The following is a 15,366-nucleotide window of genomic DNA, read 5'->3' as shown; positions in this document are numbered from 1 at the left end:
CGATCAGGATCTCTACAAGATCCTCCTCAGATCGTGCAGAATGAACCCACTCAGACGCTGAGCTGGAATAGACCCTTCCGCAAATATCCCCGCCGGAGGCTTCCGGCGCAGACGCAGACGGGGCGCCCGGTCACCCGGACGCCCCGCCTCGATCCTCGCCGTTTTCAGCGCCGGTCAGTTCTCGCGGAACGCCCGGTTCAGATAGTCGGTCAGCGGCTTCAGCAGATAGTTCATCGGCGTCCGCTCGCCGGTGCGGATGTACGACTCGACCGGCATCCCGGGGACGATCTCGCGGCCCTCGATCTTCTGCAACTCGCCCTCCAGCGGCAGCAGCTCGGCGGTGTAATAGGACACCCCCGTGGTCTCGTCGGTGAAGGCGTCGGCCGAGACCTTGGTCACCACCCCCTCCAGCACCGGCGTGGTGCGCTGGTCGAAGGCCGGGAACCGCAGCGTCGCCGGCTGGCCGGCGTTCACCTGGTCGCGGTGGATCGTCGGGATCCGCGAGGTGATCACCAGCGGCTGCTCCTGCGGGACGATGTACATCAGCACGTCGGCCGGCTTGACCACCGCGCCCACGGTGTTGACCTGGCGCGAATAGACCAGCCCGGTCGCCGGGGCGCGGACCTCCAGCCGGCTCAGCGTCTCCAGCGTCGAGCGCCGCCGCTCGCGCAGCTCGATCTCGTTGTACTCCAGATCGCGCAGCTGGCTGATCGCCTGCTCGCGCATGTCGGCCTGCAGGCGCAGGATCTCCAGCTCGGTCTCCGAGATCTGGCCCTTGCTCTGCGCGGCGCGGGACTGCAGCTCGCCCAGCTCGCCCTCCAGCCGCGCGCTCTCGCGGCGCAGCGACAGCACCTTGCTCTGCTGCGTCAGGCCCCGGTCCAGCAGCGATTGCTGGTCCTCCAGCTCCTCGGCGATCAGGTCGCGCTGGGTGGCCAGCGCGGCGATCTGCGCCTCGATGCCCACGACCTGGTTCTCGGTCTGCACGATGCGCTCGCGCAGCTGGCTGGTCTGCTTGTCGACGGTCTCGCGCCGGGCGCGGAACAGCTGGCGCTGGCCCTCCATCAGCTCGGGGATCTCGTCGCGGGTCTCGGCGACCTCGACCAGCTCGTCCGAGAACGCGACGTCCTCGGCGCCGTCGCGCTCGGCGATCAGCCGCGACTTGCGCGCCAGCAGCTCGAACAGCTGCCCCTCGATCACCGCCAGGTCCGAACGCATCAGCTTGTCGTCCAGCCGCAGCAGCACGTCGCCGGCCTGGACCCGGTCGCCGTCCCGAACCAGGATCTCGCCGACCAGCCCGCCCTCGGAATGCTGCACCGCCTGGCGGTTGCCCTCGACCTGGACCATGCCGGACGAGATCACCGCGCCCGAGATCCGGGCGACGGCCGACCAGCCGCCGATGCCGAAGACCAGCACCACCAGCGCGACGAATCCCAGCCGCAGCGGGGCCGACGGGCTCCAGGGGCTTCGGGCGCCCTTGGCGCGAACGCGGGTGTCGTCGGGCGCCGGGCTGCCGGTCTGCCGCGGCCGGTCCGGTTTGGCGGGCAGGCTCTCGGCCAGTTTCGCGGGCGGCTGCGCGCCGCGTTTCACCGGCATGTTCAGCCGCAGCGGCTTCTTGTCGTCGCTCATGACGCGTTCCCTCCGCCGGGCGCGATGGCGCCGGCGATCTGGTTGTAGTTGGTGACCTGGCTCTTCAGCACCTCGTCGCGCGGGCCGAACGCCTTGCGCATGCCGTTCTCCATCACCAGGATCAGGTCGCATTCGGCGATCCCCGACGGCCGGTGGGCCATGATGATCACCGACTTGCCACGCTCCTTCATGCGGCGGATCGCGGTGTTCAGCGCCGCCTGCCCGCCGGCGTCGAGGTTGGCGTTGGGCTCGTCCAGGATCAGGATCGCCGGATCGCCGTACATCGCGCGGGCCAGGCCGATGCGCTGCTTCTGCCCGCCCGACAGGCGGCTGCCGCCCGGGTTGATGCGGGTGTCATAGCCGTCGGGCAGGCTGAGGATCAGCTCGTGCGCGCCGGCCTTCTTGGCGGCCTCGACCACCTTGTCGGGGTCGGGCTCGTTCAGCCGCGCGATGTTCTCGGCGATGGTGGCGCCGAACAGCGCCACGTCCTGCGGCAGATAGCCGATGGCGCGGCCCAGGTCCTCGGGGCTGTAGTGGTCCAGGGTGGCGCCGTCCAGGCGCACCTTGCCCGATGCCGGCTGCCAGATCCCGGTCAGCACCCGCGCCAGCGTCGACTTGCCGGCGCCCGAGTTGCCGATCACGCCCAGCGCCTGACCCTCGTCCAGCCGGAAGCTCAGCATCCGCAGCGTCGCCAGCTGCTCGCCCGGCGGCACGACGGTGACCTGGTGCGCCTCCAGGATCGCCCGCGGCGCCGGCAGCTTGGTCGGCTCGGGAACCTCGGGGGTCTTGGCCAGCAGCTCGCGCAGCGAGGTCCAGCCCTGGCGGGCGCGCTGGAACAGCGGCCAGCCGCCGATCGCCTGCTCGATCGGGGCCAGCGCGCGGCCCATCAGGATCGAGCCGGCGATCATGCCGCCGGCGGTCATCTCGCCCTGCAGCACCAGATAGGCGCCCAGCGCCAGCATCGCCGACTGCAGGAAGAAGCGGAAGGTCTTGGTGATCGACGAATAGGTGCCGGTCTTGTCGGACGAGGCGATCTGCTCGGCCAGTGCCCGGTCGCGGGTCAGCTTCCAGCGGCGCAGCACCGCCGGGCGCATGCCCAGGCCCTGGATCAACTCGGCCTCGTCGCGCACGCCCTCGGCGAAGGCGTCGGCCTGCGCCTGGGCGATCGCCGCCTCGCGCACCGGGCGGGCGGTGGTGACCTGGTTGATCAGGGTGACCGCGATCAGCGTCAGCCCGCCCAGCACCGCCAGCCAGCCCAGCATCGGGTGGAAGATGAAGATCGCCAGGATGAAGATCGGCGTCCACGGAATGTCGAAGATCGCGAACAGCACCGGCGCGCTCATGAACCGCTGCACCGATTCCAGGTCCTTCAGCCCCGAGGCGGGGCGGGCGCGTTCGGCGGGGATGACGGCGCGGCGCAGGATGGCGTCGAACACGCGCGCGTCCATGTCGGACTGGAATTGCGCGCCGATCCGCGCCGCGACCCGGCCGCGGGCGTAGTCCAGCACGCCCATCAGCGCATAGAGCGCCGCGACCAGCAGGAACAGCGCGACAAGCGTCGCCTCGGAACGGCTGCCCAGCACGCGGTCGTAGACCTGCAGCATGAACAGCGGTCCGGTCAGCATCAGCAGGTTGACGAAAACGCTGAACAGCGCGATCGACAGGAACAATCCGCGGCCGCGTCCCATCGCGGCGCCCAGCTCTGCCTTGGCCGCGTCGGCGGCAAACTGGATAGGTGGTCTGGCCATGTTCGGTCCTAACTCGGAAGTGGCATAGGGGCGACAGCGGGCGCCGGGCCCGACAATGCCGCGTGCGGCGCGGTGCCACTCGCAGTATATGTCATAGTCGGCACGAAAGATCACATTCGTGCGGAATTGCGACAAGGTACTTTATCGCCCGGACGCGGGACGTATATGGATTCGGAGGCTTTGGAAAGGCGCAATGATTGACTCGCAAAATTCCGCCGGTCGGGCGGCAGTCGTCCTGCTGGCCCTCGCCGCCGGCGCCTGCACGCAGCCGCCGGGCGACACCGCCAACGCCGCCGATCCGTACGAGCGCACCAACCGCGCGATCCATGCCTTCAACAAGCGCCTCGACACCAATGTGCTGAAACCCGGTTCCGAAACCTATGTGCAGGTGGTGCCGCAGCCGGTGCGCGATGGCGTGTTGAACGCCGCCAACAACCTGCAGCAGCCGCTGAACTTCGTGAATCATGTGCTGCAGGGCGACATCGAGGACGCCGCCTCGTCCGCGTTCCGCTTCGGGCTGAACACCTTCTTCGGCGTCGGCGGGCTGGCCGATCCGGCGGACGACGCCGGGCTGTACGACCGGCCCACCGATTTCGGCGAGACGCTGGCGGTCTGGGGCATCGACAGCGGCCCCTACATCGAGCTGCCGGTGTTCGGCCCCTCGACCGTGCGCGACGGCGTCGGCCTGGTGGCGGGGTTCGTCGCCGATCCGCTGGGCTGGACCGAGCTGCGCGACTATTCGGGCTATTTCATCGCGCTCGAGGCGGCGAACGCGCTGCAGCAGCGCAGCGACTACGCGCGGCTGATCGAATCGCTGCTCTACGAAAGCGCGGACAGCTACAACGCCGCCCGCATCGCCTATCTGCAAAACCGGTCGGCGTCGCTGAACCAAGGCGCCCCCGCCGCGGAAGATCTGGAGGATCCCTATGCATTCGAATGACCCGACCCGCCGCCACGTCCTGACCGGTGGCGCCGCGCTGGGCCTGACCCTGCTCGCCGGCGGCGCGCGGGCGCTGAGCACCAGCCAGGCCAGCGCCTTCATCCAGCAGGTCGTCGACCAGACCATGGCGATCGTGAACTCCAGCGCCTCGACCGAGCAGGCGCTGGCGCAGTTCGAGCAGGTGCTGGCACGCTACGGCGACATGGGCGTGGTCGCCCGCGCGGTGCTGGGCCAGCCCTGGCGCAGCGCCTCGGCGGCGCAGCAGCAGGCGTTCGTGCAGGCGTTCCAGGGCTATCTGGCGCGCAAGTACGGCCGCGAGTTCCGCGAGTATCGCGGCGCTTCCATGACGGTCAGCGGCGCCAGCGACCAGGGCGACAAGGGCATCCTGGTCAACACCGTGGTCAACCTGCCCGGCCGGCAGCCGTTCGCGGTGGACTGGCAGGTCAGCGACCGCAGCGGCGCGACCAAGCTGATCAACCTGATCATCGAGGGCGTGTCGATGCTGACCACCGAGCGCAGCGAGGTGCGCGCGATCTACGAGGCGAACCGCTCGAACCTCGACGCCACCATTCAGAGCCTGCGCGGCCGCGGCTGACCGCGCGCGTCCGGAATGACGACGGGGCGCCCGGGCAACCGGGCGCCCCGTTGCGTGCGCGGATGTCCGCGCCGCGACCGGCCGGGGCGCGCACAAGCCCCGGCGTCAGTTGCTGAGGCCGAAGATCGAGTTCAGCACCGAGTTCAGGATGTTCTCGGCCACCGGGTCGGCGCGCCGAACATCCGACGCCGCGACCGCCAGCCCGCGCGGCGGCGGCGGCACCAGCATCGGCAGCGGCGACGGCGGCAGGCCCTCGTGGATGCGCAGCATCGCCTCGCGCCAGATCGCGGCGGGCAGGCCGCCGCCGGTGACGCCTCTCAGCGGCGTGTTGTCGTCGTTGCCCATCCAGACGCCGGTCACATAGTCGCCGGTGAAGCCGACGAACCAGGCGTCGCGGGCGGCCTGGGTGGTGCCGGTCTTGCCCGCCGCCGGCCGGTCCGGCAGCTGCGCGCGCCGCCCGGTGCCGTTCGCCACCACCTCGGACATCATGTAGACCAGCTGGCCGGCGGTGGTCTCGGACAGCACCGGCACCGGCGGCACCCGGTCGGTGCCCATCAGCAGCTGGTTGTCCTGCTTCAGGCGCAGGTCCAGCAGGCCGTAGGGCTCGGACCGGCGGCCGCCGTTGAGAATCGCGGCATAGGCGCCGGTCAGCTCCAGCAGGGTGATCTCGGACACGCCCAGCGCCAGCGCCGGCCCCTGCGCCAGGTCCTGGCCGATGCCCAGGTCGCGGGCGATCTGCCGGACCTTGCCGCGGCCGGCGTATTCGGACACCCGCACCGCGACAGTGTTGACCGAGTCGCGGAACGCCTCGGTCAGGGTGATGTCGCCGCGGTAGTCGCGGGTGTAGTTCTTCGGGCTCCACGGCCCCGAGCCGGGCACGTCGATGGTCAGCGGCGAATCGGACACCAGGCTGTTCGGGTCCAGCCCGGCCTCCAGCCCGGCGGCATAGACCATCGGCTTGAACGCCGAGCCGGGCTGGCGCAGCGCCTGCGCGGCGCGGTTGAACTGCCCGGCGCGGCCGATGTTGCGCCCGCCGACCATGGCGCGCACCGCGCCGTCCGGCGACAGCACCACGATCGCCGCCTGCGCCTTCGAGCCCGGCTTCACCCTGGTCTCGAACACCTCGTCCAGCGCCTGCACCGCCGCGCGCTGGATGCGCGGGTCGAACGTGGTCGCCATCACCACGTCCTCGGTGGTCGCGCCGGTCAGGAAATCCGGCCCCGAGCCCATCACCCAGTCGGCGAAATGGCTGCCGGCGCGCGCCGCGGCGGCGGCGCTCAGCTCGGCCGGCAGCGCCCGCGCCAGGTCGGCCTCGACGCGGCTCAGGCGGCCCTGCTCCTCCATCAGGCCCAGGATCACGTCGGCGCGGCCCTGCGCGGCCTCGATGTCGCTGGTCGGCGCATAGCGCGACGGCGCCTTCAGCAGCCCCGCCAGCATCGCCGCCTCGGCCGGGGTGACGCTGCGCGCGGACTTGTTGAAATAGCGACGCGCGGCGGCCTCGAAGCCCTGCGCGCCGGCGCCAAGATAGGCCCGGTTCAGATAGATCGAGAGGATGTCGTCCTTGGAGTATCTCAGCTCCATCGCCAGCACGACCGGGATCTGCTTGATGTGCCGCTCCAGGCTGCGGGTGTTCTCGAAGAACAGCAGCTTGGCCACCTGCTGGGTGATGGTCGAGCCGCCCTGCACCACGCGGCCGGCGCGGGCGTTGCTGACCAGCGCGCGGACGATGCCGCGCGGGTCCAGCCCGAAGTGATCGTAGAACCGCCTGTCCTCGGTGGCGAGCACCGCATTGACCAGGTGCGGGCTGGCGTCGGCGGCGCGCAGCGTCTGGTACTGCTCGCCGCGCCAGGCGAAGGTGCGCCCGTTGCGGTCCAGCAGCGTGACCGAGCCGCGGTCGCGGCCGTCCAGCAGCTGCTCCATCGGCGGCAGCGTCTCGTAGTAGTACCAGGTGGTGCCGCCGAGGATCACCGCCACCACCACGCCGGCGCGCAGCCCGATCCACCAGGCGGTGCGCAGCACCACGCCGAACAGCAGCCAGCGCAGCACGCGCTCGAACAGGGCCGGCCGCTCGGCCGAGCGGCGGCGCGTCCTGCGTGTGCCGGTGGTCTTGCGCCGCGCCTTGCCGCGCGGCGGTGTCTTCTTGCCTGGTCTGGCCATGTGTCTGGCCTTGTTGCTGCCCGGACCTGTCTGCCCGGCCCCAACCTAGCCGGGAACGACGGCTTTGTGGAGAGGGCGCGTGCGGCATTCTTCGCCTGCACAACAAATGAACAGACGTCAAAAATTGTGCATTGAATCGGCGCGGATTGCCGGAATCTGCCGAAAATTCCCTCTGTCGCGCCCATCCCGCGCTGGCCAAGCGCGGTGCTTTCCGCGTCATTTCCGGCTCAGCGCCACATGGTGCGCCGCGGGACCCTCTGCCTGCGGCCATGCAGACGGAAAGCAAGGGGATGCAATGAAACTGATCATAGCCGTCATCAAACCCTTCAAGCTGGAGGAGGTCCGCGAGGCCCTCACCGGCCTGGGCGTGCAGGGTCTGATGGTATCCGAGGTCAAGGGCTACGGCCGCCAGGCCGGTCATACCGAGATCTACCGCGGCGCCGAATACGTCGTGAACTTCGTGCCCAAGATCAAGCTGGAGCTGGTGGTTCCGGACGATCTGGTCGCCCAGACCGTCGACACGCTCGCCGGCACCGCCCGGACCGGCAAGATCGGCGACGGCAAGGTGTTCGTCCTGGACGTCGAGCAGGCGCTGCGCGTCCGCACCGGCGAAGCCGGCGACGAAGCGCTCTGATCCCAGCACCCTCCAACACGGACTGAGAGAACCATGAACAAACTTCTGAAAGTCACGGCCCTGGCCGGCGTGCCGCTGCTGGCGGCCGCGCCGCTGCTGGCCCAGGACGCCGGGGCCGCCGCCGCCGGCGGCGAGGCGGCCGAACACACCGCGTTCATCCTCAACACGCTGCTGTTCCTGATCGGCGGCTTCCTGGTGATGTGGATGGCCGCCGGCTTCTGCATGCTCGAGGCCGGGCTGGTGCGCTCGAAGAACGTCACCATGCAACTGACCAAGAACGTGTCGCTGTTCGCGATCGCGGCGGTAATGTACTACCTGATCGGCTACAACGTCATGTACCCGCTGGGCAACTGGTCGATCGGCACCGACGAGACCGGCGGCTATCTCGGCGCGTTCGGCGTCGCCGTGCTCGAGGCCGTCGGCATCGGCGCCGGCGAGGCGGACGACCTGTCCTACGCCTCGACCGGGTCGGACTTCTTCTTCCAGCTGATGTTCGCCGCCACCACCGCCTCGATCGTCTCGGGCACCCTGGCCGAGCGCATCAAGCTGTGGCCGTTCCTGATCTTCACCGTGGTCCTGACCGGGCTGATCTACCCGATCCAGGCGTCGTGGAAATGGGGCGGCGGCTTTCTCGACAGCCAGTGGGGTTTTCTCGACTTCGCCGGCTCGACGGTGGTGCACTCGGTCGGCGGCTGGGCGGCGCTGGCGGGCGTGCTGATCCTCGGCGCGCGCAACGGCAAGTACAAGGACGGGCAGGTGGTGCCGATCGTCGGCTCGAACATGCCGCTGGCGACGCTGGGCACGTTCATCCTGTGGCTGGGCTGGTTCGGCTTCAACGGCGGCTCGCAGCTGGCGATGGGCACCGTGGGCGACGCCGCCGACGTCAGCCGGATCTTCGCCAACACCAACACCGCCGCGGCGGGCGGCGCGCTGGCCGCGCTGATCCTGACCCAGCTGATGTACGGCAAGCCGGACCTGACGATGATCCTGAACGGCGCGCTGGCCGGGCTGGTCTCGATCACCGCCGAGCCGCTGACCCCCAGCCTGGGCATGGCCACCATCATCGGCGCCATCGGCGGCGTGATCGTGGTGTTCGGCGTGCCGTTCCTCGACAAGCTGAAGATCGACGACGTCGTCGGCGCGATCCCGGTGCACCTGTTCGGCGGCATCTGGGGCACGCTGGCGGTGCTGCTGACCAACCCCGACGCGACCTTCGCCGGCCAGATCGTCCCAATCCTCATCGTCGGCGTGTTCGTCTTCGTGGTCTCGTACATCGTCTGGTCGATCCTGAACATGGCCGGCGGCATCCGCGTCGACGCCGAGGCCGAGGAGACCGGGCTCGACATGACCGAGCTGGGGATCGAGGCCTACCCCGAGTTCTCGACCTGAACCGGAAACTCCCGCCCCGGGCCGCCGACCGGCCCGGGGGCACCTGCCGGGCCCTCCGCGGCCCGGCTTTTTCGTTTTCACGGCCCGCGCGCCGCGCTAGAAAAGCGGCATGAGCGACGCCCACCCGACCGCCACCCGCGACCGCATCCTCGCCCTGGCCGAGGGCGAGACCGACGCCGTCGCGCTGATGGCCACCACCGCCTGCGAGCTGTTCCACTCCGACGACCGCTTCGACTGGGTCGGCTTCTACCGCGTCATCGCCCCCGGCATGCTGGCGATCGGCCCCTACCAGGGCGGCCACGGCTGCCTGCGGATCCCGTTCGACCGCGGCGTCTGCGGCGCCGCCGCGCGCACCGGCCTGACGCAACTGGTGCCCGACGTCGCGGCCTTTCCGGGCCACATCGCCTGCGCCGCGTCGACCCGCTCGGAAATCGTCGTGCCGGTGTTCGACGCCGCCGGTGCGGTGATCGCCGTGCTGGACATCGACAGCGACCGGCCCGACGCCTTCACCCCGGCCGACACGGCGTTGCTGGAAGGGCTGATGGCGGATCTGTTCGGCCACCTCTAGGCGCCGCGGCCGATGGTCGCCCGCCGCCGCGTCAGCCTTGCGCGCGGCTTGCCCCCGCCGGTGCCGCGTGGCACCGTTTCGCCATGGTATCCGTGACGCCCTGGGCCGCATCCGCCCCCCGCCTGATCGCCGTCGCCCGCGGCGACGCCCCAGCCGACCTGGTGATCCGCGGCGGCGCCTGGGTGAACGTGCACAGCCGCGAGGTCATCGCCGACAGCGACATCGCCGTCGCGGACGGGCGTTTCGCCTATTGCGGCCCCGACGCCTCGGCGATGATCGGCCCCGACACGCAGGTGATCGAGGCCAACGGCCGCTATGTCATCCCCGGCCTGTGCGACGCGCACATGCACGTCGAATCGGGGATGCTGACCGTCACCCAGTTCGCCCGCGCGGTCATGCCGCACGGCACCACCTCGATGTTCATCGACCCGCACGAGGTCGCCAACGTGCTCGGCCTGCCGGGCGTGCGCCTGATGCACGACGAGGCGCTGGAGCAGCCGATCAACGTGTTCGTGCAGATGCCGTCCTGCGCACCCTCGGCCCCGGGGCTGGAGACCACCGGGCACGAGATCACCGCCGAGGAGGTCGCCGAGGCGATGGCCTGGCCGAACATCATCGGTCTGGGCGAGATGATGAACTTCCCCGGCGTGATCGGCGCCGACCCGAAGATGCTGGCCGAGATCGCCGCGACCCAGGCGGCAGGCAAGACCGTCGGCGGCCACTACGCCAGCCCCGACCTCGGCGGCTTTCACGCCTACGCCGCCGGCGGCCCCGCCGACGACCACGAAGGCACCCGCGAGGAAGACGCGATCATGCGCGTCCGCCAGGGCATGCGGGCGATGCTGCGGCTGGGCTCGGCCTGGTACGACGTCGAAAGCCAGATCACCGCGGTCACGGAAAAGGGGCTCGATCCGCGCGGCTTCATCCTGTGCACCGACGACTGCCATTCCGGCACGCTGGTCCACGACGGCCACATGGACCGGGTAGTGCGCCATGCCATCGGCTGCGGGCTGGACCCGCTGGTGGCGCTGCAGATGGCGACGATCAACACCGCCACCCATTTCGGGCTGGAGCGCGAGCTGGGCGCGATCGCCCCCGGCCGCCGCGCCGACGCGGTCCTGACCTCGGACCTGACCGCGCTGCCGATCGAGACGGTGATCGCCCGCGGCCGGGTGGTGGCCGAGAACGGCGCGCTGACCGCGCCGCAGCCCGCGTTCCGCTGGCCCGACAGCGCGCGCCGCACGGTGAACATGGGCAAGAACCTCGCCGCGCATCATTTCGACATCGCCGCGCCGCTGGGCGCGCACCGGGTCCGCGCGCGGGTGATCGGCGTGGTCGAGAACCAGGCCCCGACCCGCGCGCTCGAGGCCGACCTGCCGGTCGACGGCGGGCTTGTCGCCATGGACCGCGCGGGCGACGTCTGCCAGATCGCGCTGGTCGAGCGGCACCGCGGTACCGGCGGCGTGACCAACGCCTTCGTCTCCGGTTTCGGCTACGATGCGAACTGCGCCGTCGCCTCGACCGTGGCCCACGACAGCCATCACATGATCGTCGTCGGCACCTCGAAATCCGACATGGCGCTGGCGGCGAACCGGCTGGCGCATGTCGGCGGCGGCGTCACCGTCTACCGCGACGGCCAGGAGCAGGCGCTGGTCGAGCTGCCGATCGCCGGGCTGATGTCCGACGCGCCCGCCGCCGAGGTGGCGGGCGCCGCCGCGCGGATGGTGCAGGCGATGGCCGACTGCGGCTGCACGCTGAACAATGCCTACATGCAGCACTCGCTGCTGGCCCTGGTGGTGATCCCGGCCTTGCGGATATCGGACCTCGGCCTCATAGACGTGACGAGGTTCGAGAAGACCGACCTCTTCGTCGCGTGAAAGGGCCGCCCGTGGAACTGAACCCCGCCGCCTCCGAACTGCCGATCCTGTCGCCCGACGCCGGGGTGCCGCACGGCTACACCGACGCCGCCGAGGCGGTCGACGCGCTGATCGCGCTCTACGAGCAGGCGACGCATTTCCTGCGCACCCACTTCGCCGAGGTGATGGACGGCAAGCCGATCGCGGGCCGCTACCGCGCCTTCTACCCGCGGCTGTCGATCACCACCACCAGCTTCGCCAAGGTCGACAGCCGGCTGTCCTTCGGTCACGTCGCCGAGCCGGGGCACTACGCCACCACCGTCACCCGGCCCGACCTGTTCCGCGGCTACCTGACCCAGCAGATCGGCCTGCTGATCGAGAACCACGGCGTGCCGGTGACGATCGGCCCCTCGGACACCCCGATCCCGCTGCACTTCGCAATGGGCCCCGGCGCGCATGTCGAGGGCAGCATCGAGGACCGCACCGCGCGGCCGCTGCGCGACCTGTTCGACGTGCCGGACCTGAACACCACCGACGACAGCATCGTCAACGGCGACGGCTTCGGGCCCGACGGCAGCCGCGCACTGGCGCCGTTCACCGCGCAGCGCATCGACTATTCCCTGGCCCGGCTGGCGCATTATACCGCCACCCAGGCCGAGCATTTCCAGAACCACGTGCTGTTCACCAACTACCAGTTCTACGTCGACGAGTTCGTCGCCTGGGCCCGCGCGCGCATCGCCGAGCCGGGCAGCGGCTATTCCGCGCTGGTCGAGCCGGGCAACGTGATCACCACCGCCGACGGCACCACCGGCACGCCGCCGGCGAAGATGCCGCAGATGCCGACCTACCACCTGGTGCGCGAGGACACCTCGGGGATCACCATGGTCAACATCGGTGTCGGCCCGTCGAACGCCAAGACGATCACCGACCACATCGCGGTGCTGCGCCCGCATGTCTGGCTGATGCTGGGCCACTGCGCGGGGCTGCGCAACTCGCAGAGCCTGGGCGACTACGTTCTGGCCCACGCCTACGTGCGCGAGGATCATGTGCTCGACGACGACCTGCCGACCTGGGTGCCGATCCCGGCGCTGGCCGAGGTGCAGGTGGCGCTGGAGAACGCCGTCGCCGAGGTCACCGACTTCGAGGGCTACGAGCTGAAGAAGATCATGCGCACCGGCACCGTCGCCACCATCGACAACCGCAACTGGGAACTGCGCGACCAGTCCGGCCCGGTGCAGCGCCTGTCGCAGTCCCGCGCCATCGCGCTGGACATGGAAAGCGCCACCATCGCCGCCAACGGCTTCCGCTTCCGGGTGCCCTACGGCACGCTGCTGTGCGTCAGCGACAAGCCGCTGCACGGAGAGCTGAAGCTGCCGGGCATGGCGACGGCGTTCTACAAGAAGCAGGTCGCCCAGCACCTGCTGATCGGACTGCGCGCTTTGGAATCGCTCCGCGAGATGCCGCTCGAGCGGTTGCACTCGCGCAAATTGCGCAGCTTCGAGGAGACGGCGTTCCTTTGACCGGCAAAAAGTCTGTGCCCGCGATGCGCGGAACCAAGCAAAAAAGGGAAATCCGCGCGAATCCCCCATTGTTTTTTGTGCACGGATTGGCTTATCTCGACCGACACTTCACTTGCGACACCCACAACAAACCGATCGGGGAGCATCAAAGATGACTCAGAAGCCCATGACCAAGACGCAGCTGGTCGCTGCACTGGCCGACAAGACCGACAGCGACAAGGCCGGCGTCAACCGGATGCTGGACGCGCTGACCGAGGTCGTGACCAACGAGGTCGCGCAGGGCGGCGCCGTCACCCTGCCGGGTCTGGGCAAGTTCTCGTGCCGCGAGCGTCCGGCCCGTATGGTCCGGAACCCGGCCACGGGCGAGCAAATGCACAAGGACGCCGACAAGGTGGTCAAGGTGACCATCGCCAAGGCGCTGAAGGACGTGATCAACGCCTGAGCCACGGGCACCGTCACCACGGATCGAAGGGCCGCCCGCCGGGTGGCCCTTTTTTCGTTCCGGCACCCCCCGGAACCCGCCGATTTTCCTGTCTTTCGCCTCGGGCGTCGCCTCGGGCCTCGTCTCGGACCACACGGCGCCGGAAACCGGACCGCCCCCGGCGCGTTGACCTGACGCCGGCGGGAAATCGTCCGCCGTATCACCACTTTGTCAACTTTTTGGCGCGAATATGGCTGAAATGCGGCAACCAGTTGCCTATCATGGGCGTTGTGCGAACAGAGTACCCGCAGTTGGCAGGAGATCTGAAATGGCAAGACGTATCGCGGAATTCTATCTCTGGGGCATGGGGTTGTCGCTGCTGTTCACGCTGATCGTCGGGGCGCAGGGCGCGACCTATGCCGAGACGTTCTCGCTGGCGATGCTCAGCTGGCCGACCGCCGGGCTGATCATGCTCGCCCGCAGAAGCGCGCGGAACATCATCGGCGAAGCCCACGCCTGAGGCCGCGCCTTACCCGGCGGCGGGACCGATCGCTTCGGCGACGATGCATTCGTGATCCGACAGCGGGGTGCCGTGGGCATCCTCTGCGACCACAATGCGTCCGGTTCCCGCCAGCCCCTTCGTGCAGAACCAGTCCAGCTTCATCCGCCGCGTCCGGTGCGGCGTGATCAGGCTGGACCGCGTGGTGATCCCCGCCGGCGTCAGCGCCCAGCCATAGCCGCGCTCCTCGGCCATCGCGAACAGGTCTTCCCTGCGCCAGTCCCAGTCCGGCGGCAGCTGGTTGCCGGTGTTCAGATCGCCGCCGATCAGCACCGGCAGGCCGGGCGCGAACGCGTCCACCGCGCGCAGCAGCCGGTCGAACTGCGCCGCCCGAAGCTCGGCGCCGGAGCTGCTTTCCAGATGCGTCGAGACCAGGCACAGCGGCCCGAACGCGGCCTCGACCACCGCCGCCAGCGCCATCCGCCCGCCGATGCGGGGCTGGCCGGGATCGGCGCCGTCCTGCGGCGCGAACCAGCGGCCGTCGTCGTCCAGCCGGATCAGCGCCAGCTTGCGGAACGGCGCGCGCGACAGGATCGCGTTGCCGTGCCAGCCCAGCCGGTTGACCTGCTCCCTGCAGAGCGCGCGCTCGGTGATCCCGCCCAGGCCCAGCTCGAAGAACTCGACGCCATAGGCGAAGTGCATGCCCAGCGCCTGCGCCATCGCCGCGGTGGTGTCGCGCTGCCCGGTGCGCGCCATGCCGTTGTCCATCTCGGACAGCAGCACCGCGTCCACCCCCTGCGCCGCCAGCAGCGCGGCGCTGGCTTCGGGGAACAGGCCGCGCTCCAGGTTCCAGGCGGCGGCGGTGAAACCGGCGCGCAGCGGCGCGTCGCCGCCGCGGCCGCCGGTCTGGATCCGGTGCAGCGCGGGCAGGCCGGCCATCAGCCGCCGGTGCGCCTCGGCGGTGCGCGGGGCGGACAGGATCGCGGCCTTCTGCGCGTCGGTGACCGGGGGCAGTTCGGGGGTCGTGGGCGTCAAGTGCGGGCTCCTTGCTGGCCGTCGCATAGATGCACGGCACGCAACGGATCCGCAAGGCGCGGCGCCAGGGCGCCGGCGCGCGCCCGCGGGGCGCGCGCCGAAGGCTCAGGACAGGGACTCGATGTCCGCGCGCGACAGGCCCATGTCCACCAGCCGCTCTTCGGGCATCGCGCGCAGCTTCCGCGTGTCGCGGAAATGCCGGTCGCGCCGGATCAGCCAGAGCACCAGCCGCCTGGGCAGCGATGGCTTTCGCGTGTCGATCCGGGGAATGGTGGTGGTCGGTGCGTGGGTGGTGGCAGGCATGTTCCGGTTCCTCGTTACAGGGTGGTACTCTCCGATGCCGTCTACGTGCGCAGACGATACCTGCGCCGCCCCGAT

At 69.9% G+C, this 15,366-nt stretch carries 14 protein-coding genes; 9 read left to right on the top strand and 5 right to left on the bottom strand.

Annotated elements, in window-relative coordinates:
* Positions 1–174 precede the first annotated feature (174 nt).
* Both GE300_RS12920 and GE300_RS12915 read right to left on the bottom strand, forming a co-directional pair.
* Positions 175–1,626: an HlyD family type I secretion periplasmic adaptor subunit gene (locus GE300_RS12920; protein ID WP_233416985.1), complete on the bottom strand. Its 1,452-nt coding sequence runs from the start codon at positions 1,624–1,626 to the stop codon at positions 175–177.
* Positions 1,623–3,374, bottom strand: coding sequence for a type I secretion system permease/ATPase (locus tag GE300_RS12915; RefSeq protein WP_154446984.1), 1,752 nt, complete (start codon positions 3,372–3,374; stop codon positions 1,623–1,625). The genes GE300_RS12920 and GE300_RS12915 overlap by 4 nt, the downstream gene beginning before the upstream one ends.
* Before the next feature lie 193 nt (positions 3,375–3,567).
* Between GE300_RS12915 and GE300_RS12910 the strand changes: the two genes are divergently transcribed.
* Positions 3,568–4,314: an MlaA family lipoprotein gene (locus tag GE300_RS12910; RefSeq protein WP_154446983.1), complete on the top strand. Its 747-nt coding sequence runs from the start codon at positions 3,568–3,570 to the stop codon at positions 4,312–4,314.
* Positions 4,301–4,909, top strand: coding sequence for an MlaC/ttg2D family ABC transporter substrate-binding protein (locus GE300_RS12905; RefSeq protein ID WP_154446982.1), 609 nt, complete (start codon positions 4,301–4,303; stop codon positions 4,907–4,909). Before GE300_RS12910 ends, GE300_RS12905 begins: the two co-directional genes overlap by 14 nt.
* A 105-nt stretch (positions 4,910–5,014) precedes the next feature.
* Here GE300_RS12905 and GE300_RS12900 read toward each other — a convergent pair whose 3' ends face one another.
* Positions 5,015–7,066, bottom strand: a complete 2,052-nt coding sequence (locus GE300_RS12900) for a transglycosylase domain-containing protein (protein WP_154446981.1) — start codon at positions 7,064–7,066, stop codon at positions 5,015–5,017.
* A 295-nt stretch (positions 7,067–7,361) separates the two neighbouring features.
* Between GE300_RS12900 and GE300_RS12895 the strand changes: the two genes are divergently transcribed.
* The 7 genes from GE300_RS12895 to GE300_RS12865 all read left to right on the top strand — a co-directional run bounded on the left by GE300_RS12895 (position 7,362) and on the right by GE300_RS12865 (position 13,974).
* Positions 7,362–7,700 carry a P-II family nitrogen regulator gene (locus GE300_RS12895; protein ID WP_154446980.1) on the top strand — a complete coding sequence of 113 codons (339 nt, stop codon included), beginning with the start codon at positions 7,362–7,364 and terminating at the stop codon, positions 7,698–7,700.
* 33 nt (positions 7,701–7,733) lie between these two features.
* Positions 7,734–9,089 (top strand): ammonium transporter, encoded by a 1,356-nt coding sequence (locus GE300_RS12890; RefSeq protein ID WP_154446979.1) that lies wholly within the window; start codon positions 7,734–7,736, stop codon positions 9,087–9,089.
* 109 nt (positions 9,090–9,198) lie between these two features.
* The gene (locus GE300_RS12885) at positions 9,199–9,657 is read left to right on the top strand and encodes a GAF domain-containing protein (RefSeq protein ID WP_154446978.1); all 459 of its coding nucleotides are present in this window, start codon (positions 9,199–9,201) and stop codon (positions 9,655–9,657) included.
* Between the two features lie 83 nt (positions 9,658–9,740).
* On the top strand, positions 9,741–11,534 hold the full coding sequence (gene ade / locus GE300_RS12880) for an adenine deaminase (protein ID WP_154446977.1): 1,794 nt from the start codon (positions 9,741–9,743) through the stop codon (positions 11,532–11,534).
* A gap of 17 nt (positions 11,535–11,551) precedes the next feature.
* Positions 11,552–13,033: an AMP nucleosidase gene (locus tag GE300_RS12875; RefSeq protein WP_154446994.1), complete on the top strand. Its 1,482-nt coding sequence runs from the start codon at positions 11,552–11,554 to the stop codon at positions 13,031–13,033.
* A 112-nt stretch (positions 13,034–13,145) separates the two neighbouring features.
* Positions 13,146–13,475, top strand: coding sequence for an HU family DNA-binding protein (locus GE300_RS12870; RefSeq protein WP_267905444.1), 330 nt, complete (start codon positions 13,146–13,148; stop codon positions 13,473–13,475).
* Between the two features lie 307 nt (positions 13,476–13,782).
* The gene (locus tag GE300_RS12865; protein WP_154446975.1) at positions 13,783–13,974 is read left to right on the top strand and encodes a hypothetical protein; all 192 of its coding nucleotides are present in this window, start codon (positions 13,783–13,785) and stop codon (positions 13,972–13,974) included.
* A 9-nt stretch (positions 13,975–13,983) separates the two neighbouring features.
* Here GE300_RS12865 and GE300_RS12860 read toward each other — a convergent pair whose 3' ends face one another.
* Positions 13,984–14,988, bottom strand: coding sequence for an endonuclease/exonuclease/phosphatase family protein (locus GE300_RS12860; RefSeq protein WP_233416984.1), 1,005 nt, complete (start codon positions 14,986–14,988; stop codon positions 13,984–13,986).
* Positions 14,989–15,093: 105 nt separating this feature from the next.
* Positions 15,094–15,291 (bottom strand): hypothetical protein, encoded by a 198-nt coding sequence (locus GE300_RS12855; protein ID WP_154446973.1) that lies wholly within the window; start codon positions 15,289–15,291, stop codon positions 15,094–15,096.
* Between the last annotated feature and the right edge of the window lie 75 nt (positions 15,292–15,366).

The organism is Halovulum marinum (genome assembly GCF_009697225.1).
Lineage (GTDB): Bacteria > Pseudomonadota > Alphaproteobacteria > Rhodobacterales > Rhodobacteraceae > Halovulum > Halovulum marinum.
The sequence above is the reverse complement of the archived record's forward strand: the minus strand, read 5'-3'. Positions and strand labels throughout refer to the sequence as shown.

Bases quoted from the DNA above. Each gene is read 5' to 3' on its own strand.
- ade (WP_154446977.1), top strand. From the start codon at position 9,741: ATGGTATCCGTGACGCCCTGGGCCGCATCCGCCCCCCGCCTGATCGCC.
- GE300_RS12910 (WP_154446983.1), top strand. From the start codon at position 3,568: ATGATTGACTCGCAAAATTCCGCCGGTCGGGCGGCAGTCGTCCTGCTG.
- GE300_RS12920 (WP_233416985.1), bottom strand. From the start codon at position 1,626: ATGAGCGACGACAAGAAGCCGCTGCGGCTGAACATGCCGGTGAAACGC.
- GE300_RS12855 (WP_154446973.1), bottom strand. From the start codon at position 15,291: ATGCCTGCCACCACCCACGCACCGACCACCACCATTCCCCGGATCGAC.
- GE300_RS12915 (WP_154446984.1), bottom strand. From the start codon at position 3,374: ATGGCCAGACCACCTATCCAGTTTGCCGCCGACGCGGCCAAGGCAGAG.
- GE300_RS12890 (WP_154446979.1), top strand. From the start codon at position 7,734: ATGAACAAACTTCTGAAAGTCACGGCCCTGGCCGGCGTGCCGCTGCTG.
- GE300_RS12905 (WP_154446982.1), top strand. From the start codon at position 4,301: ATGCATTCGAATGACCCGACCCGCCGCCACGTCCTGACCGGTGGCGCC.
- GE300_RS12895 (WP_154446980.1), top strand. From the start codon at position 7,362: ATGAAACTGATCATAGCCGTCATCAAACCCTTCAAGCTGGAGGAGGTC.
- GE300_RS12865 (WP_154446975.1), top strand. From the start codon at position 13,783: ATGGCAAGACGTATCGCGGAATTCTATCTCTGGGGCATGGGGTTGTCG.
- GE300_RS12885 (WP_154446978.1), top strand. From the start codon at position 9,199: ATGAGCGACGCCCACCCGACCGCCACCCGCGACCGCATCCTCGCCCTG.
- GE300_RS12900 (WP_154446981.1), bottom strand. From the start codon at position 7,066: ATGGCCAGACCAGGCAAGAAGACACCGCCGCGCGGCAAGGCGCGGCGC.